This is a genomic window from Acidimicrobiales bacterium, from assembly GCA_034521975.1.
In the GTDB taxonomy this organism is placed as follows: Bacteria; Actinomycetota; Acidimicrobiia; order Acidimicrobiales; family SKKL01; genus SKKL01.
In genome coordinates, this window is the sequence record JAXHLR010000003.1 from 180,693 (window position 1) to 199,837 (window position 19,145).

Below are 19,145 nucleotides of genomic sequence, written 5' to 3' on the forward strand. Positions count from 1 at the left end.
CCCTGAGGGTTGCGGACAGTGCTGCGTTCGTGTTCGGGGGGAACGTTGACAACGATGCTAGCAACCCATCACGGCGGTCACCACACCGGCAACGCAGATTGTTGAGAAAAGTTGAGTGCCTCGTTGTCAGCTACCGGGGAGCCCTCGGGTCCCCTACCATCGGGGCCCATGGCACACACCTTGGTCCTGCTCCGCCACGGCCAGAGCACCTGGAACGAAGAGAACCTGTTCACCGGCTGGCACGACGTCGACCTCACCGTGGCCGGCGAAGCCGAGGCGGTGGCCGCGGGCCCGGCCATGGTCGAGGCCGGAGTCCTGCCCGACATCGTGCACACCTCGGTGCAGAAGCGGGCCATCCGCACCGCCAACCTCACCCTCGACGCCATGGATCGGGCCTGGATCCCGGTGCGGCGAAGCTGGCGGCTCAACGAGCGCCACTACGGCGACCTCACCGGCAAGAACAAGAAGGAGACCGCCGAGCAGTTCGGCGACGAGCAGGTGCACATCTGGCGGCGCAGCTACGACACGCCACCCCCGCCGCTCGACCCCTCCAACCCGTACCAGCCCACCGACGACCCCCGCTACCGCAAGCTCGCTCCCGACGTGCTGCCGGCCACCGAGTGCCTCGCCGACGTGGTCGAACGGATGCTGCCCTGGTGGTACGACGCCATCGTCGCCGACCTGCGGGCCGGCAACGTCGTGCTGGTCGTGGCCCACGGCAACAGCCTGCGAGCCCTGGTGAAGCACCTCGACCACATCTCCGACGACGACATCTCCGAGCTCAACATCCCCACCGGGATCCCGGTGCGCTACCAGCTCGACGCCGACATGGCACCCGACCCCGTCGAGCACTTCCACCAGCGCTACCTGGGCGACGTCGAGGCCGCACGCGCCGCGGCGGAGGCGGTCGCCAAACAGACCGGCTGACCCGCACCACTCTCCCTCCCCCTCCCGCTCCCGCAGGGGACGGGTGGTGGCAGGGGACGGGGGCGGGGTCAGTCCGACGACGACCCCGGGCCCGACGGCGCCTCGACCGGCGACCGGAAGCCGATCACCCACCTCGCGCTCGACGGGACACTGCCCCTCACGACCGCGGCATCCCCGTCGGTGGCGGTGAGGAGGGGGAAGAACGTCTCGCGCTGGTCGTCGAGCGTCGACCGGTCGATGACCTCAACGGTGGCACCCGACTCCAGCAACGCCGCCAGATCGGTCCCCACCAGCCCGTCGCCCAGCTCGCGGACCTCGCCGCCACCGACACCGCCGTGGCTCTCGGTCCGCTCCTCGGCGCTGCGCGGCAGACCGTAGACGTTGGCCCCGCCGATCAGCTCCACGAACCGTTCAGCCCCGAAGGCGTTGAGCTCCTCCTTGTCCGACACCGCGAGCGCCAGACCGACACCCAGCGCCTCGACGGTGTCGGCCAGGTCGCGGTGGGCAAGTCGCCCGTTGTAGACGAGGAGGTCGGCTTGCTGGGCCTCGCGGATCTCGGACTCGTCGGTGGTCACCACCAGCACGGGAACCTCGACGCTGAGCAGGCACCGGCCGAGCTGCACCGCCCAGGACGGCGCCCCCACCAGCGCCACACCGGTCGGTTCGGGGACGCTCAGCCGCAACCGGTGCGACAGGGGAACAGCCCCCAGCCCGTAGACGACGACCGAGCCCGCCACCACCACGAAGGTCAGGGCCGTGAGGTCGCTCGCGCCGTCGACCCCCGCGTCCTGCAGCCTCAGCGCGAACAACGCCGACACCGCGGCCGCGACGATCCCCCGGGGCGCCACCCCGGCCAGATACAGCCGCTCGCTTCGACTCAGGCTCGACCGCCACGTCGACACCCACACTGCAACCGGGCGGGCGACGGCCACCAGCACGACCAGCACCAACAGGCCGGGAACGAGGTTGTCACGCAGGTCGGCGGCCTCGACCCGGGCACCGAGCACGATGAAGATCCCCCCGATGAGCAGCACCCCGAGGCTCTCCTGGAAGGCCAGCACGTGACGGACCGGTGCCCGTCGCTGGTTGGCCAGCGCGATCCCGAGCACCGTGGCCGCGAACAGCCCCGCCTCCTCGCGCAGGTGGTTGGCGACGGCGAAGGCGACGAGCACCGTCGCGATGATCGCCGGGTTCTGGATGTGGTCGGGAACCAGGCGGTGGCCGAGCACCCACGCGAGCGCCAACGCACCCAGGAGGCCGAGAAGGGTGCCGACCCCAGCGGTGAGGAGCACCTCGCCGGCGATCTGCACCGGCCCGTCCCCGGCGACGACCACCACCTCCAGCATGACGATGGCGAGCGTTGCGCCGATGGCATCGATCCAGATCGCCTCCCAGCGCAGCACCCGGGCCACACGGGGTCGCAAGCGCGACTGGCGCAGCAGCGGGATGATCACCGTGGGTCCGGTGACGGTCATGATCGCCCCGAACACCACCGCCACCTCGAGCGGCAGACCCCCCACTGTCACCGCGGCCACGGCCGCGATGACGCCGGTGACCGCCACCCCCACGGTCAGGAGACGGACCAGGACACCGCCCCAGGACCCCAGCTCGGAGCGGTGCAACCCGAGACCGCCCTCGAACAGGAGCAGGCCGACCCCCATCGACACGATCGGGAACAGCAGGTCGCCCAGCAGCTCGTCGGGATCGATGAGCCCGAACCACGGACCCGCCGCCAACCCGGCGGCGACCAGGAGCAGGATCGCCGGGATCCGCAGGCGCGTGGCGATCAGCTGGGCGCCGACACCGAGTAGCACAACGGTCGCGATGGCGGCCGTGGGATCGTCCATCGTCTCCATCGGGGGGCTCGAACCGGGGGGTTCACCGAAGGCTACGCGGCGCCGGGTCGGTTCCGGGCGATCCTGGCGGGGAGGGTTCTGGGGAGCCACCGTGTAGGGTGCTGCGGTCCCGCCACATCGGCGGGGCGACGCCGGCTCCTGCCGGTGGGTCACGTTCGGGAGTCCCCGGCCGAGGCCACCCTTCCCCCGCAGGCGAAGCGGACCGGTCGCCACCTGGCCACCATCGGGAAGGTGCCCCTGGGATGTCGCACCCCAACCAGACCCCTGCCGCCGCCCGGCGGCCCCCCGATCTCTGGAGTCATCTGTTGTCCTCCCCCGCCGTCGCGCCCACAGGCGCGGCCACCACCTTTGCCGAGCTCGGCGTCCCCGACGCCATCGCCGGCCGCCTCACCCAGCGAGGCATCACCGACGCCTTCCCCATCCAGGTCGCGACCCTCGCCGACGCCCTCGCCGGGCGCGACATCTGTGGCCGGGCCCCCACCGGGTCGGGCAAGACCATCGCCTTCGGCATCCCGCTGGTGGCCGGCGTGTCCCAGGCCAAGCCCCGCCACCCCCGCGGCCTCGTGCTGGTCCCCACCCGCGAGCTGGCCACCCAGGTGGCCGAGGAGCTCACGGCCCTGGCCGGCCCGAAGGGCCCGTCGGTGGCCACCTTCTTCGGCGGTGTCGGCTTCGGCAAGCAGCTCAAGGCCCTCGCCCACGGCGTCGACATCGCCGTCGCCTGCCCCGGTCGCCTCGCCGACCTGGTGCAACAGGGCGAGATCCATCTCGATGCCGCCACCATGGTGGTGCTCGACGAGGCCGACCGCATGGCCGACATGGGGTTCCTCCCCGAGGTCAAGCGCCTCCTCGACCGCACCCCCGACGACCGCCAGACCCTCTTGTTCTCGGCCACTCTCGACGGCGACGTCAACGTGTTGATCAAGCGCTACCAGCACAACCCCGCCCGCCACGAGCACGTCGTCGCCGACGACGCCCCGTCGAACCGCCACGAGTTCTGGAAGGTCGAACGCCCCGAACGCCTCGGGGTCACCGCCCGGGTCGTCACCGCCGAGTGGCCGACGATCGTGTTCTGCCGCACCCGGCGCGGCGCCGACCGCCTGGCCAAGCAGCTCGCCCGCGAAGGCGTCTCCGCGGCCGCCATCCACGGCGATCGGTCACAGGGCCAGCGCGAGCGGGCCCTGGCCCAGTTCACCTCCGGCAAGGTGCAGGCGCTGGTCGCCACCGACGTCGCCGCCCGCGGCATCCACGTCGACGAAGTGGCCTGTGTGGTGCACTTCGACGTCCCTGCCGACCAGAAGGACTACGTCCACCGCTCGGGCCGCACCGGCCGCGCCGGGCGGACCGGGCTGGTCGTGTCACTGGTCCCCGCAGAGCAGGTGAACGACGTGCGCAAGATCCAGCGCAGCCTCGGCCTGCGCCAAGGCGTCGGTGCCCCCGACCTCGACGTGCTCGGCCCGGTCCGGGCCGCGCCCAAGCCCGCACCCGAACGCACCGACGACCGTCCCCAGCGCAACCGCCAAGGCGGCAGAGGCTCGGCCAACAAGGGCCAGGGCGGAAACGGTGGCGGGCGCGGTGGCAACGGCGGCGGTCAGCGCGGCAACGGGCAAGGTCGCGGCGGCAAGCGGCCCGGACAGTCGGCCAGGGCCCGGGCCGCCAAGCGCGCCAAGCAGGGCTGACCCGTTCCGTTCCGGGCGGCACCCGTCGCCGCCCGGACCGCTCAGCCGGCGACCACGTCGATGATCTCGACGGTGATCTGCGCGTCGGCCTCGTCGTAGGTCAAGGTGACCGGCCCCGCGAGGAGCTCGTCAAGGGGCACCTCCTGGCGGAGCGTGACCGCCACGTAGCCGTCGTCGAGCCCGCAGTCGCGGCCGTCGCCAGCACCGGCCACCTGCAGGTACACCGTGACCGGGTCCCTCCAGGTGATGGGCACACCACCGTCGCTGGGAACGGTGTTGGTCTGGCGGCCGCGATCGACGTCGGTCTGGCACCTCGGCTCACGACCGGGTGCGGCGAAGGCACCGATCGACACCCCGCCGACGGTCCCGCCGATGCTCTGGGGTCTGATCCCGTCGCCCAGGCGGTCGATGGTCACACCGACGGTGAACTCCTCGATCGTGAAGCCCGGCAGCACCACGTACCCCCATCCGACGTCACCGGTGGGGGTCCCGTCGACCTCGGCGCGCAGGTCGAGCTCGTTGCCCTCCTCGTCGACGGCGAGCAGGCCGACCGAGTACGCGCCGCCCCAGCACAGCTCCTCCCAGAACATCTGCACCGAGGAGCGGAAGTCGTCGGTCGTCTGGGTCTCCCCGGCACCACAATCGCCCACGAAGTTCATGTGGGGCGTGGCCTCCACCCGGACGGGCCGGTCGAACTCCAGGCGCATGGTCATTCCCGGCGCCTCGCCCGGTTCGCCGGGACGGGTCCGGAGGAAGGACCGGTGCCCGTCGATGCGGGGGAGCTCCGCTGATCCCTCCGGCTCGGCGGGATCGAAGTCGCCTTGCGACCTCACCTGCCATCCGTCCTCGAGCGGGTTCCCGTCGGGTGGACCACCGGGCCCCGCGTAGCGTTCCACCACCAGGCTCAGACGACCGTCCATGAGCGGGATCGGGACCCGGTACTCGTCGGATCCGGGGGTGGGGCACTCGAAGAAGCCGAGCATCGGACAGCGGGTCGGCGTCGGCACGTCGATCGTGCTGGTCCACCCCGACGGGCCGGTGATCTCCAACAGGGTGGTCGCCGGGACCTTGCTCGATCCGCTGCCGGTCATCAGCACCCGTTCGTCGAAGGTGAAGGGGCCGGAGGGGAGATCATCGTCGGGGAACGTTCTTCCGGGCCCGTAGCCGTCGCGCCAGTTGGTCGCGGCCACACGGACGCTGTAGGCGTCGAGCGGTCCGATGGCGAACCCGCCCGTCGCCCAGATCCGCACCCGCAGGGCCCGCGGCGCCCGCACGGTGAACGACTCCCGCTCGATCACGGTCGGACGGTCGAACGACCGCGGGCCGGGCACCGTGATCCACACGCACAGGTCATAGGTGGTGCCCTCCTCGGGGAAGACCCGTCCGACCGCCACCCGGTCGAAGTCGGGGTCGGAGTCGTCGCCTGGCCGACGGGCGAGCGTGCCGTCGCGGACGTCGACGAGGCTGAGGTCGCTGCGGTGCCGCCCGTCGAGCATGTCGGCCTCGATGTCGGTGCAGGACCGTTCGGAGCCCCGCGGCCCGTTCTTGGGGATCGATGCCATGTACACCGACTCGCTGTCGCTCTTGTACGGGGCGGCGAGGATGCCGTGGACCGGGTCGCGACGCGGGGTGAAGGTGACCGTGCGGGGCGTCTCGCCCGAGCCGCCACGCGGTGGGGTGAAGAAGATCCGCGCCGTGTCCTCGGTGCCGAAGTCATCGACGCCGTGGATCTCGACGGTGGTGTGACGGTGAGCCAGACCCGGTATCTCCGGGCAGTTCTGCACGCCACCGTGGGGGTTCGCCCACGTGGGCTCCCCCGCGAGGTGGCGCTCGGCCCACCAGTCGCGCTCGGAGTCCGGGGTGCGGTAGCTGAGCTCCTGCGCCTCGTCAGGCGAGCCGCTCGGCCAGTGACGAATCGTGAAGTCGGCGGGGTTGTTGCTGGCGAACACCGCCCGGTAGATGCCGTCGTCGCCCATGCCGAGGTCGTCGCAGCGCAGGACCCCGCTCACGCTCAGGGTCTCGTACAACTGAGCGCTGATCGACAGCGGATCAGGCGTTCCCTCGCCGTGGTCGAGCAGGGTGATCGTGCCGCCCATCCCGGCCGGGCAGGCGTCCTCGTCGGCGTCGGCCGCGGCACACGGATCGCTGAACCGGGGCTCTTCGAGCCGCGGGCGGGGCAGGTCCACCGGCCACTCCTCGGCGAGCAACTCCTCGAGGTCGACCCCGACGAGATCGCCGTCGGAGCCGTCCCCAGCGCCCTCGGCGTCGCCGGGATCGGCACCGTCGCCGTCGGGGTCGGCGTCGTCGGCGTCCGCCATCTCCGATGGCGTGGTCGGGGGCTCGTAGATCTCACCTTCCCCGTCGCTGTCGATGCCGCGCTCGGGGCCGTAGATCCGCTCGGCCAGGGCCGACGGCTCGCCCTCCTCGGTGCCTGCCGCGTCGGGGGACCCGGTGGACGGGCCGGCGGTGGAGGCGTCCGCCGGCCCGTCGGGATCGCCGCCTGTCGAAGGGAGATCGAGCGGGATCTGGTGGCCCGAGCGCTGGTACGGGCTCACTGGGTCGGGGGCGGCTTCGGTGGCGCCCGGGGAGGTGCCGGCCAGCACGGGAGCGGCGGTCGCGATCGGCACGGTGTTCGGCGACGCCGGGTCCTCACCGGCGTCGCTGCGCACCACGTTGCCGAGCACCAGCCCGCCCGAGAAGAGCGCAAGCCCGGCAACGACCGAGAGAAGAATGAGCGTGCGTTGGTTCATCGTCATCACCCGAAGGGCAGTCGTCGAGTGGAGAAGCTGGACGCTGGTTTGGGCCGTGTCGGTTCCACCCGGCCCCGAGATCTCGATCGTGACCTGAATGGTGGCGCTGCCCGACGGGATCGTCGACTCCCCGAAGGGTCCCAGCACGGCGGAGAAGCCCTGTCCCTGCTGGGTCATCGACTTCGAGCCGGACGATCCACCGACCGACCAGCTCATGGTTGCCGTCGACGCATTGGTCGCACCCAGGGAGATGGTCGAGGTGGTCGGGTCGGTCGGATTGCTCGAGCAGTTCGTCGAAGGAGCGATCGCGTCGACCTCACGGATGGTGCCCGGACTCTCACTGATCTGGCCGATCACCGGGGCCGGGGCGGTGGTCGTCGTGGTGGTCGGCGCCGTCGTGGTCGTCGTGGTCGACGTCGTGGTGGTGGTCGGTGCGGTCGTGGTCGTCGGCGGCGGCGGCGCGACCGTGGTCGTCGTGGCCGGTGCGGTGGTCGCGGTGGTGGTCGGCGCGACCGTGGAGGTCGTCGTCGACCCGTCTGCCTCGTCGGGCTCCTCGTCAACCGGCTCGGCGGTCGTGGTCGTGGTGACCGTGGGATCGACCAGCGCCAGCTCGCCCACCTCGTCCGAGCAGGTGGCGACCGGCAGGTCGATCTGCTCGTCGGGATCGACGAGCTCGCCACGGATCCACACCCGGCTGGTGGAGGTCAGCGGGGAGCGCACCTGCACCCAGTCGCCGCTGTCGTCCTGGCCGGTGAGGTACACGCGATCGCCGTCGTGCAGCTCGCCCACCGCCCCGGTGTTGGGACAGGCGAAGTAGGTGACCCCGTCACCCGCTACCGCGGCACCGACGGGACCACCGCCGAACGACACCGTCCCCGACGCCCCGAGCGCCAGGCCGGCCACCCCGGCGGCTGTGGCAGCAGCCGCGGCGACTCCGATCAAGAGTCGATTGACCATGCGGATCCTCCGTCCTCGCACCACGACCCGGGACAGCATCTCGTCCCGGGGAGTGGGAGCCGGCCAGTTCTCAGACATCGGCCACCTCCCCGACCGGGACCGGGGCATCGGGCCCCAGCCCCTTGCGCAACGCGGCCAGACCCCTCGACAGGTGGGTCTTCACCGAGCCGGCCGACACCCGCAGCGCCGCTGCCGTCTCGGCCTCTGACATCCCCGCCAGATGGCGCAACGCCACCACCTCCCGCTGACGCCTGGGGAGCCGGGCCATCGCCTCCACCAGGGCCACCCGCACCGCCACGTCGTCGTCCTCGACCGACGCCTCCTGCACCGCGACGTCGGCGAGACGGCTGCGCCTGCGGGCGATGTCGAGGGCCAGGTTGGTGGCGACCCGCACCACCCATCCCTCGCGCCAGGGCTGGTCGCCGATCTTGCGCCAGTGGGCGAACGCCCGGGCCATGGCCTCGGCGGCGACGTCCTCGGCGGTCGCCGGATCGGCGAGGATGCGGCGGGCCACGCGAAAGGCGCGGAGGAACAGGTCGTCGAAGGCCTCCTCGAACCCCGTCTGCGCCCGCACCGTGGATGTCACGTCCTGTACACGCCGGGGCCCGTCCCCGGGTTGACACGAGTCTGCTCGAATTTCTCGGTCGGCGCCGCGCTGATCGGTCGAAACTTCGGCGACGTGCGACGCGGCGCCCCCTACAGTGAACATCCCCCACGCCACGCCAGAGGAACCCCACATGACCCAACACGCCGTCGAGGCACGAGGCCTCGTCAAGCGCTACGGCCCCACCACCGCACTCGGTGGGGTCGACATCGAGGTGCCCACCGGCACCATCACCGCCATCCTCGGCCCCAACGGCGCCGGCAAGACCACCGCCGTGCGCATCCTCACCACCCTCACCGAGCCCGACGAGGGCACCGCCACCGTCGCCGGCTTCGACGTGACCACCCACCCCAAGGAGGTGCGGCGTCGCATCGGGCTCACCGCCCAGGACGCCACCGTCGACCCCATCCTCACCGGTCGCGAGAACCTCGTCATGATCGGCGAGCTGCACCAGCTCCGCCGGGGCGAAGCCAAGGCTCGCGCCGCCGAGCTGCTCCGACAGTTCACCCTCGAGGACGCGGCCGACCGTGCCGTCGACGGCTACTCGGGCGGCATGCGCCGGCGTCTCGACATCGCCGCCACCCTCGTGGCCCATCCCCAGATCCTGTTCCTCGACGAGCCCACCACCGGGCTCGACCCACGAGCCCGCACCGACCTGTGGGCGGTGCTCGACGAGCTGGTGGCCCAAGGCGCCACCATCCTGCTCACCACCCAGTACCTCGAGGAGGCCGACCGCCTCGCCGACGACATCTTCGTCGTCGACCACGGCGCGGTCATCGCCCGCGGTGACGCCCGCAGCCTCAAGCGCCAGGTCGGCGGCGACCAGATCGGCCTCGTCGTGTCCGACCCCGCCCAGCTCGAACCCGCCGCGGCGATCCTCGCCCGAGCCACCGGATCGACCCCGGTCCTCGACCACGCCACCCGGGCGGCCACCGCCCCCACCACCGACGGCACCCGCTCGCTGGCCCACGCCGCCACCGAGCTCGCCGACGCCGGGATCGGCATCGACGACCTCGGCGTGCACCAGCCCACCCTCGACGAGGTGTTCCTCACCCTCACCGGCATGCCCATCGACCCCGACACCGAGGTCGCCGACACCCAGGAGGTGCTGTCGTGACCGTCCCGACCACCGGCGAGCGGATCGCCCCCGACCTCGACGCCATCCTCGCCGACGACCGCGAGGGCGCGCTCCACCCGCCCCGCGGGGCCCTCCACGACATGTGGGTCGTCGCTCGGCGCGGTCTGGTGCACATGCGTCGCCAGCCCGAGCAGCTCAGCGACGCCACCATCCAACCGATCATGTTCGTGCTGCTCTTCGCCTACGTGTTCGGTGGAGCGATCGACGTACCCGGCGGCGGCGACTACCGCGAGTTCCTGATGGGCGGCATCTTCGCCCAGACGCTCGTGTTCACCGCCTTCGGTGTGGCCATGAGCCTGGCCAACGACCGCAAGAACCAGGTGGTCGACCGGTTCCGGTCGCTGCCGATCAACATCGGTTCGGTCCTCGGCGGCCACGCCATCGCCAACCTCATCAAGGGGCTCCTGCCGATCCTGTTGATGTCGATCGTCGGGTTCCTCGTCGGCTGGCGCATCCGGGGCAGCCTGCTCGACGCCGTGCTCGCCTACGCGCTGATGGTCGCCTTCGCCTTCGCCATGGTGTGGATCGGTGTGCTGCTCGGCAGCTTCGTTCCCACCCCCGAAGGTGTCATGGGCGTCGGCTTCGTCGCCCTGTTCCCCATCACCTTCATCGCCAGCACCTTCGTCCCCGTGGCCTCGATGCCCGGCGTGCTGCGCACGGTGGCCGAGTGGAACCCGATCACCACCCTCGCCGATGCATCACGCCAACTGTTCGGCAACCCCAACACCCCGATCCAACCCGACGACCCGTGGTCGATCTCGAACCCGGGCACCTACACCGCGCTGTGGGTGATCGGCATCATCGTCGTGTGCTTCCCCATCGCGGTGCGGGCCTACAAGCACTCGCTCGAGGCCTAGTCCACCCCGAAGGACCGCAGCCGATCAAGCCGACCGGCAGCCACTGCTGCCTCGTCAGCCTGGGACCACGTCGGTGACGTGAAGCTCGATGCCGATGTCGGTGTCGCCGAAGTCGAGGGTCACGGGACCGGCGAGCAGCTCGGCCAGCTCGATGCTGGCCCGCATCTCCCCGGCCACGTGGAGCCGGTCGGCCCCGCATTCAGGTGGATCGCCGCGCCCGCTGATCGACAGGTAGACGTTCACCGGGTCACCCCATGAGATGGGACGCCCGCCGTCGTTCCTGACCGTCCGCCCGTAGCTGCTGATCGGAACCGCATCAGTCGTGCACCGAGGCGGCAACCCTGCGGCGATGAACCGGCCGGTCGGCACTCCGCCGACGCTGAGGCTCAACGACTGGGGCCGAATCCCGTCGCCGAGCTGGTGCACGGTGACCTGGACGGAGAACTCCTCGATGTCGAACCCTGGGAGCACGAGATATCCCCAACCGGGGTCGCCTGTCGGCGCTCCCTCGATGTGAGTCCGGCGGTCGATCTCGTTGCCCTCCTCGTCGACCGCCAGGAAGCCGATGGAGTAGGCGCCCTCGTAGCAGAGCTCGTCCCAGGTGAGCGTGACCGTCGACCGGTGGTCGGTCGTCGACTGGGTGTCACCGGCACCGCAATCGGCGATGAGGTTCATGAACGGCGTGGCCTCGACGATGCGCACCGGTCGATCGAACTCGAGCTGGGCCCTCATCCCCGGAGGATCACCGGGGATGGCCTCCAACGACGACCCCGCGGAGTCGAACTGGGGGTCGGCAGGCGGCTCGGCGGGCTCGGCCCCGGCGAAGGATCCGGTGGGTCGCACCTGCCACCCGTCATCGAGGGGATCGCCCGTCGGTGGGCCGGCCGGGCCGGAGTGCCGTTCGACGAGGATGCGGAGGTTGCCGATGTAGGTCTGCTCCGACGGTGGGTCGCACGAACCGAAGCTCGATCCGCACAGACCGGTGTTCCTCACCCGCCCGGGGATCTGGATGTCGTACTCGGACGTCCCCTCGCGGGGGCAGCCGATGGGGAAGAACAACGGGCACTGGGTACGGGTGGGGATCTCGGTCAACACGGTCGCTCCCGTCGGCCCGGTCACCTCGAGCAGCGTGGTCGACGGCACCTTCATCGACCCGCTTCCCGTCATGAGGACCGGGAGATCGAGCTCCAGCGGGCCGGCCCCCATCGCCTCGCGGGGGAAGCTCGACCCACGACCGGAATCCCAGTTGGCGGCTTCGACGCGGAGGTCCAACGGCTCGAGAGCCTGGTGGAGGTGGCCGCCGCCGATGAAGATGCGGATGCGCAACCGGCGCGGCGACCGCACGATGAACGACTCGCGTTCGACCACTGTCGGCCGGTCGAACGATCGCTCCGCCTCCTCTGCCACCCATGCACACAGCTCATAGGTGGTGCCCTCCTCGGGATACAGCGAGCCGAGCAACACCCGGTTCAGCGACGGGTCGAGCTCGCTGTCGCGAGCCCGGACCAGCACACCGTGGCGGATGTCGACCAAGCTCACATCGCTTCGGTGCCGGCCATCGAGGATGTCGCCTTCGATGTCGGTGCAGTTCAGATCGGTGCCGCGTGGACCGTTCTTCGGGATCGACGCCATGTAGACCATCTCGGTCCGGTCGTCGTAGGGCACCGACAGCAGCCCGTAGTCGGGACGGTCTCGCCTGGTCTGCGGGGTGAACTTGATGGGCCTGTTGGTCTCGCCGCCGACGCCGTCGGGCGTCTCCATGAAGACCCGCACCGTGTCCTCGGTGCCGAGCGGATCGATGCCGTGGATCTCGAACGCCATGTGACGGCCAGGCACCAGGTCGGCGAACTCGGGGCAGTTGTGCACGCCGCCATGGGGGTTGGCCCACACCTCGTCGCCCGCCGAACGACGATCGGTCCACCAGTCGACCTCGGCGTCGGGCGTGCTCATGTTGATCGTCCGCTCGGTGCTCGGGTCGCCGGTCTCCCAGTAGCGGATGGTGAAGTCGGCCGGGTTGTTGCTGGCGAAGAGCGGACGGTAGACACCGTCGTCGTCCACGCCGAGGTTCGGGCACCGCAGCTCGAGCGATGACGTGACCGATGTGTAGAACTGCGCCGAGATGTCGAGCGGGTCGGGCGGATCGCCGCCACCGAGCAGAGTGATGGTGCCGCCGACCCCCTCGGGGCACGAGTCGTCGGGCTCGTCGGCGCACGGATCGAGGAACCGGAACCGGTCGCGAGGGAAGTCGATCCCGAGCGAACCGAACAGCACGGCGTCGACATCGACCTCGGGGAGCACCCCGTCGACCAACGTGCTACCCGTCGGACCGGTGGTGTCCTCGGGGGCCTCGACCAAGGTGCTACCCGTCGGACCGCTGGTGTCGTCGCCCGAGGGGACGGTGGGCGGAAGGTAGATGTCGCCCTCGGCATCGGAGTCGATACCAGTGTCGGGATCGAAGGCCCGCTCGATGATGTCGTCCCGCTCGCGCTCGGCGAGGGTGACCGGACCCCGCCGGCCGCGGCAGAACGTAGCGGGCCGGGCAGATGGCGGGACCAGTGGCAAGCCCCACGATGCGCGGGCGACGGACAGCGGTGCAGGCGGTGACCGCCCCCGACGGGTGGGAGACCGACGTCGAGATCGTGCTGGTGACCGCCGTGAGATTGGCGCAGTTGTCGCTGAAGTCCTCCTTGATCGCCGGCTGTGACCTCTGGACCGATCCGAACGTCGGCGCGACCGGGGGCGCCGTCGTCGTGGTCGTCGTGGTGGTGGTCGAGGTCGTCGTTGCCGGGGCGCCGTCGTCGTGGTGGTCTGGCCAGGCTGCGTCGTCGTGGGCGCCGTGGTCGGCGTGTCGTCGCTCGGCTCGGTGGTCTCGGGTGCGATGGTCTCGGGGACCGACGAGGTTGTCGTGGTCGGTGCATCGGGGTCGACCAACGCCATCTCGCCGGGCTCCGAGGAGCAGTCCTCGGCGGGGAGGTCGACCACTGAGTCGGGGTCGACGTGCTCTCCCCGAACCCACACCCGCTCGTTCCTGTGCTCCGGCGAGCGCACCTGCACCCATCCACCCGAGCCGTCGCGGCCGGTCAGGTAGACGCGATCACCATCACGAAGCTCGCCCATCGGCCCGACGTTCGGGCACCCGAAGTAGGTGAGCGAGCCTGCGGAACCCGGAACCGGCACGTCGTCGGCAACGAGCGACACGGTGTCCGAGTAGCCGAGCCCGACGCCGACCGCTCCGACAGTGGCGACGCCGCCGACCGCGAGGCCGAGGAGCAATCGGTTGATCATTCGGATCTTCCTTCCCTGTCGACCACCGGGGAGAGCATCTCGTCTCGGGGGGTCGGGGACGGCCAGGCCTGGTCCGACATCGGAGGCCACATTCTCGACCTGGCCGTCGAAGTCCGCTCCGAGGCCGGAGCGCGACGCCGTAGAGCCCCGGTGCATGTGCGTCTTGACCGAGCCGGAAGACGCGGGAGAGGAACTCGTCGAACACCTCTTCGAACTGTGCCTGGGCCCGCATGGTCGTTCTCACATCCTGAATACGACCGAACACCCGAAAGGGTTGACACGAGTCTGCACAACCGAGCCGGCGCGTGCTCGGACCCCTCCGAGCACGCGCCGGGACACAGCAGAGGGACACCGGCGTCGATACCGGTGCCCCTCTAGTCATCGCTGGGGTGGACTAGACCGCGTCGACCCCCATCTCTCCCGTGCGGATCCGCACGAGCGATCCGACGGGGGTGACCCAGATCTTGCCGTCGCCGATCTTGTCGGTCCGGGCGGCGTCGGTGATGGCGGTGACCACCGAGTCGACGACCGGATCGTCGACGACGATCTCGAGCTTGACCTTGGGCACGAAGTCGACCTTGTACTCCGCACCTCGATAGGTCTCGGTGTGGCCGCCCTGGCGGCCGAACCCCTTCACCTCGCTCACGGTGATCCCTTGCACTCCGGCGGTACGGAGAGCGGTCTTCACCTCGTCGAGCATGTGGGGTTTGATGATTGCGGTGATGAGTTGCATGTCAGGACCCTCCTACGGTGCCGACGGGCTGGTGAGGGAGGCGAGCACGTCGGGACCGTAGCCCGGCGCACCAAACTCGGTGACGTCGATGCCCTCGATCTCGTGCTCGGGCGCCACCCGGAGCACACCCGCAGCCTTGAGAGCGGCGAAGAGGACACCGGCGGTGATCATGACGAAGGCGAAGACTGCGACCACGCCGACGATCTGGGTGACGAGCAGGTCGACACCACCGCCGAAGAACAGGCCCTCGGGCCCCTCGCCCCCACCGAGGAACGAGGCGTTGGGGTTGGCGAACAGGCCGACAGCGATCGTGCCCCAGGCGCCGACGACGCCGTGGACCGAGATCGCACCGACCGGGTCGTCGATCTTGATCTTCTCGAAGCCGAGCACCGAGAAGACCACGATCACGCCACCGATGAGACCGGCGACGGTCGACATCCAACCGTCGAGCGCACCGGCACCAGCGGTGATGGCCACCAGACCGGCGAGAATGCCGTTGCCGACCATCGAGACATCGGGCTTCTTGAACACGAACCAGCTGGTGAGCAAGGCGGTGAACCCACCGCCGGCGGCAGCCATCATCGTGTTGACGGCGATGCGGGGCACCTCGACATCGGCCGCAAGCTCGGAACCGGGGTTGAAGCCGAACCAGCCGACGAAGAGGATGAACACACCGGTGATGGCCAGCACGAGGTTGTGGCCGGGGATGGCCCGCGGCTTGCCGTCGGGCCCGTACTTGCCGAGCCGTGGACCACAGAAGATCACCGCGGCCAGCGCCGCCCAGCCACCGACCGAGTGGACGATGGTCGAACCGGCGAAGTCCTCGAAGCCCTGCTCGGCGAGCCAGCCGCCGCCCCACTGCCAGTTGACGACGACGGGGTAGATCACCGCGGTGATCACCGCGGTGTAGATGAGATAGCCGCTGAACTTCACGCGCCCGGCGAGTGCACCGGAGACGATCGTGGCAGCCACCGCCGCGAACGCGGCCTGGAACAGGAAGTCGACCGGCAGCATCAGCGAGTACTCGGTGGTGCCCGGTGCCGAGTAGCTGCCCCACAACCATTCGAAGCCGAGGAAGCTCGCTCCGCTGTAGGCGATGTGATAGCCGACCAGTCCGAACAGCAGGACTCCCAGGCAGAAGTCCATCATGTTCTTCATGAGGATCGAGCCAACGTTCTTGGCCGATGTGAGGCCAGCCTCGACCAGCGCGAAGCCGGCCTGCATGAAGATGACGAGCACCGCGCAGATGAACACGAAGATGTTGTCGAGAATCATCTGGGTGTCGTCGAGCGGAATGTCACCTGCCTCTTGGGCAAATGCCGGGGATGCAGTGAGCAGCAGGGCAGCGCCCACCACTCCCATCCCCGCCAACAGTTTCGGTCTCATTGCTCCTCCTCGACACCTCGGTTGGTGTCTTGCCTGACGTGTTGATGACCGTAGAGAGCCGCCGTTTCGCCGTTGTGTGCGCTGTGTTACGCCTTGCTCACCCCTTCCTGAACGGAATCTGATGGCTCGGGGGTGGGGTCTCGAGCACATATCCCCGCGACCGCACGGTCCGGATCACCAGTCCCAGGGGGTCCACCCGACGGCGGAGGCGAAGGACGTGCACGTCGAGGGCGTTGCGCCCCGGTGCCCCGTCCGGCCATCCGGCTCGGGCGAGCGCCTCGCGGCTGACGACGGCTCCGTAGCGCTCCAGCAGCGCGCTGGTGAGCCGGGCCTCGACCGGTGGCAGTGCCACCCACCGGTGGTTGGCCCGCAGGACGCCGTCCTCGTCGAGCGACGGCACCTCGCCGTGGTGCTCTCCCGCCCGCTGCTCGAGCGACGCCACCCGGGCGGCGACATCGCTGTCGTCGGCCGGAAGGCGGATCCAGTCCTCGAGCAGATCGAGCTCGGTTGGTGGCGGTGCGCTGTCGTCGAGCACCAGCAGCCGAGGCTGCCCAGATCGACGGAGCTGTTCCCGACGATCACGTTCGTCGGGCCACCGCACGAGTACGACGTCCATGGGGCGACGGTACGGAGCGAAGGTTTCTCGGTTGTTTCGTCACCGTGAACAACGACAGCAACCAGTCAGGTCACGCGAACACTTCGATCGTGCCCACCCGAACGACTACCGTCGACACCGATGAGCACCGCCACCGACACCTCACCGGAGGAGACGGCGAAGCGCCGGATCCGTCCCCACCAGATCGTCATCGGAATCGGAGTCGCGATCGCGGCGGTCACCGTGCTGTCGGGCATCGCGTCGGTCGTCTTCGACTTCAGCGACGACTCCGAGATCCAGCGCCAGGTCTTCATCAACGTCCCCGACGGGGTGAAGCTCGCGTTCTACACGCTGGTGCCGGTCCTGTTGGTCTACGGAGCGGTCCTGTTCTCGCAGCGGACGAAGAACTGGGAGCGGGGCGCCCCCGACAAGCGGGCGACCACCAAGGCCAACATCGGGCAGCGCCTCAAGGACTTCCGCGCCGGTGTCTACATGCAGACCCTGCTGCGCGACCCGGCAGCGGGGATCATGCACTCGCTCATCTACTTCAGCTTCCTGGTGCTGCTGGCGGTCACCGCCACCCTCGAGATCAACTATCAGGCCCCCGACAGCCTCAAGTTCCTGCACGGCACCGTCTACCAGGCGTACTCCTTCGTCGGCGACGCCGCCGGGCTCACGCTGCTCATCGGTGTCGTCTGGGCGATCGTCCGCCGGTACGTGCAGCGCCCCTACCGCATCCGCATCAAGACCAAGCCCGAGCACGCGGTGATCCTCGGCGTGTTCTTCGTGCTGGCGGTCACCGGCTTCACCACCGAGATGTTCCGCATCGCCCTCGAGGGCTCCCCCACCTACGAGCGCTGGTCGTTCGTCGGCTACCCGCTCGCGGCCCTGGTCGAGAACAACGCCAACCTGGCCGGCTGGCACCAGTCGCAGTGGATCATCCACGTGGCGTCGTTCTTCGCCTTCCTCGTGATCCTCCCGGTCACGATGCTGCGCCACATGTTCACCTCGCCGCTGAACATGTACCTCAAGGACCGCGAGCGGCCCAAGGGCGCCATGAAGGCCATGCCCAACCTCATGGAGACCGAGCTCGAGAGCTTCGGTGCCGCCACCGTCGAGGACTTCACCTGGAAGCAGCTCCTCGACACCGACGCCTGCACCATGTGCGGGCGCTGCACCTCGGTGTGCCCCGCCCAGGCCACCGGCAAGCCGCTCGACCCCCGCGAGATCGTCCTCAAGACCGGTGAGGTCATGGCCGCCACCGGCTCGCCCGAGGTGTCGCCCCCGATCGGTGTCGACAGCGAGATCACGATCGGAGCCGACTCGCTGTTCGAGCGCATCACCCCCGAAGAGGTGTGGGCGTGCACCAGCTGCAAGGCCTGCGACGAGATCTGCCCGGTCAACATCGAGATCCTCGACAAGATCCTCGACATGCGCCGCTACCTCTCGCTCATGGAGTCCAACTTCCCCACCGAGCTGGGCTCGGCCTACCGGGGCATGGAGAACTCGGGCAACCCGTGGGGCATGAGCCAGACCGAACGGGCCGACTGGGCCAAGGGCCTCGACGGGGTCGAGGTCCTCGAGCCGACCGACGCCTTCGAGCACGAGTACCTCTACTGGGTCGGCTGCGCCGGATCGTTCGACGACAAGAACCGCAAGGTGTCCCAGGCGATGGCCAAGCTCATGCAGCGGGCCGGCGTCGACTTCGCCATCCTCGGCCCTTCCGAGATGTGCACCGGCGATCCCGCCCGCCGATCGGGCAACGAGTACATCTTCCAGATGCTGGCCATGCAGAACGTCGAGACCCTCGACGGCATGGGCGTGAAGAAGATCATCACCCAGTGCCCGCACTGCTTCAACACCCTCATGAACGAGTACCCCCAGCTCGGTGGCCACTACGAGGTCGTGCACCACAGCCAGTTCCTCGAGTGGCTCATCGACACCGGCAAGCTCGACATGTCCACCGCCCGCCTCGACGAGCGGGTCGTCTACCACGACTCCTGCTACCTCGGCCGCCACAACGATGTCTACATGTCGCCCCGCAACGTCATCGGTTCGTTGGGCGGCATCCGCATCGTCGAAGCCGAGCGCAACGGCACCACGGGCATGTGCTGCGGCGCCGGCGGCGCCCGCATGTGGATGGAGGAGACGATCGGCACCAAGGTCAACGACGACCGGTCCGAGGAGCTCATCGCCACCGGCGCCAGCCGCATCGCCACCGCCTGCCCGTTCTGCTACATCATGATCGACGACGGCGTGAAGGGCGCCGGAAAGGACGAGGACGAGGTGCAGGTCGGCGACATCGCCATGCACCTGTTGGAAGCGATCGAGACGGGCGAGAAACTCGGAGGCCTCGTTGCTGAAGAGGCGGAGAACTGAAT

General features: G+C 69.6%; 12 protein-coding genes. 5 read left to right on the forward strand and 7 right to left on the reverse strand.

Features of this window, described 5'->3' with window-relative positions; genetic code table 11:
- Window positions 1–168 precede the first annotated feature (168 nt).
- Window positions 169–927: a phosphoglyceromutase gene (locus U5K29_03040; protein MDZ7677509.1), complete on the forward strand. Its 759-nt coding sequence runs from the start codon at window positions 169–171 to the stop codon at window positions 925–927.
- A gap of 68 nt (window positions 928–995) precedes the next feature.
- On the opposite strand, the gene U5K29_03045 is transcribed toward U5K29_03040, so the two are convergent.
- Window positions 996–2,774, reverse strand: coding sequence for a cation:proton antiporter (locus U5K29_03045; protein MDZ7677510.1), 1,779 nt, complete (start codon window positions 2,772–2,774; stop codon window positions 996–998).
- A gap of 251 nt (window positions 2,775–3,025) precedes the next feature.
- Here U5K29_03045 and U5K29_03050 point away from each other — a divergent pair, with 251 nt between their 5' ends.
- Entirely contained in the window at window positions 3,026–4,459 is a 1,434-nt protein-coding gene (locus U5K29_03050; GenBank protein ID MDZ7677511.1) for a DEAD/DEAH box helicase, read from the forward strand.
- 41 nt (window positions 4,460–4,500) lie between these two features.
- Here the strand turns inward: U5K29_03050 and U5K29_03055 are convergent, their stop codons facing one another.
- Entirely contained in the window at window positions 4,501–8,244 is a 3,744-nt protein-coding gene (locus U5K29_03055; protein ID MDZ7677512.1) for a hypothetical protein, read from the reverse strand.
- Window positions 8,237–8,752, reverse strand: a complete 516-nt coding sequence (locus tag U5K29_03060; protein ID MDZ7677513.1) for a sigma-70 family RNA polymerase sigma factor — start codon at window positions 8,750–8,752, stop codon at window positions 8,237–8,239. The genes U5K29_03055 and U5K29_03060 overlap by 8 nt, the downstream gene beginning before the upstream one ends.
- Window positions 8,753–8,903: 151 nt before the next feature.
- On the opposite strand from U5K29_03060, the gene U5K29_03065 reads away from it, so the two are divergent.
- On the forward strand, window positions 8,904–9,887 hold the full coding sequence (locus U5K29_03065) for an ATP-binding cassette domain-containing protein (protein ID MDZ7677514.1): 984 nt from the start codon (window positions 8,904–8,906) through the stop codon (window positions 9,885–9,887).
- Window positions 9,884–10,765 (forward strand): ABC transporter permease, encoded by an 882-nt coding sequence (locus U5K29_03070; GenBank protein MDZ7677515.1) that lies wholly within the window; start codon window positions 9,884–9,886, stop codon window positions 10,763–10,765. The genes U5K29_03065 and U5K29_03070 overlap by 4 nt, the downstream gene beginning before the upstream one ends.
- Window positions 10,766–10,819: 54 nt before the next feature.
- On the opposite strand, the gene U5K29_03075 is transcribed toward U5K29_03070, so the two are convergent.
- The 4 genes from U5K29_03075 to U5K29_03090 form a co-directional block, all read right to left on the reverse strand.
- On the reverse strand, window positions 10,820–13,327 hold the full coding sequence (locus tag U5K29_03075; protein ID MDZ7677516.1) for a hypothetical protein: 2,508 nt from the start codon (window positions 13,325–13,327) through the stop codon (window positions 10,820–10,822).
- A 1,117-nt stretch (window positions 13,328–14,444) separates the two neighbouring features.
- A complete protein-coding gene (locus U5K29_03080) occupies window positions 14,445–14,783 on the reverse strand; it encodes a P-II family nitrogen regulator (GenBank protein MDZ7677517.1) in 339 nt (112 codons plus the stop codon).
- Between the two features lie 12 nt (window positions 14,784–14,795).
- Window positions 14,796–16,169, reverse strand: coding sequence for an ammonium transporter (gene amt, locus U5K29_03085; protein MDZ7677518.1), 1,374 nt, complete (start codon window positions 16,167–16,169; stop codon window positions 14,796–14,798).
- A gap of 97 nt (window positions 16,170–16,266) precedes the next feature.
- The gene (locus tag U5K29_03090) at window positions 16,267–16,785 is read right to left on the reverse strand and encodes a winged helix-turn-helix domain-containing protein (protein ID MDZ7677519.1); all 519 of its coding nucleotides are present in this window, start codon (window positions 16,783–16,785) and stop codon (window positions 16,267–16,269) included.
- Between the two features lie 120 nt (window positions 16,786–16,905).
- Here U5K29_03090 and U5K29_03095 point away from each other — a divergent pair, with 120 nt between their 5' ends.
- On the forward strand, window positions 16,906–19,143 hold the full coding sequence (locus U5K29_03095; GenBank protein MDZ7677520.1) for a heterodisulfide reductase-related iron-sulfur binding cluster: 2,238 nt from the start codon (window positions 16,906–16,908) through the stop codon (window positions 19,141–19,143).
- Window positions 19,144–19,145: the final 2 nt, after the last annotated feature.

Coding starts and splice junctions, on each gene's coding strand:
- U5K29_03040 (MDZ7677509.1), top strand. CDS start 169: ATGGCACACACCTTGGTCCTGCTCCGCCACGGCCAGAGCACCTGGAAC.
- U5K29_03045 (MDZ7677510.1), bottom strand. CDS start 2,774: ATGGACGATCCCACGGCCGCCATCGCGACCGTTGTGCTACTCGGTGTC.
- U5K29_03050 (MDZ7677511.1), top strand. CDS start 3,026: ATGTCGCACCCCAACCAGACCCCTGCCGCCGCCCGGCGGCCCCCCGAT.
- U5K29_03055 (MDZ7677512.1), bottom strand. CDS start 8,244: ATGTCTGAGAACTGGCCGGCTCCCACTCCCCGGGACGAGATGCTGTCC.
- U5K29_03065 (MDZ7677514.1), top strand. CDS start 8,904: ATGACCCAACACGCCGTCGAGGCACGAGGCCTCGTCAAGCGCTACGGC.
- U5K29_03080 (MDZ7677517.1), bottom strand. CDS start 14,783: ATGCAACTCATCACCGCAATCATCAAACCCCACATGCTCGACGAGGTG.
- amt (MDZ7677518.1), bottom strand. CDS start 16,169: ATGAGACCGAAACTGTTGGCGGGGATGGGAGTGGTGGGCGCTGCCCTG.
- U5K29_03090 (MDZ7677519.1), bottom strand. CDS start 16,785: ATGGACGTCGTACTCGTGCGGTGGCCCGACGAACGTGATCGTCGGGAA.
- U5K29_03095 (MDZ7677520.1), top strand. CDS start 16,906: ATGAGCACCGCCACCGACACCTCACCGGAGGAGACGGCGAAGCGCCGG.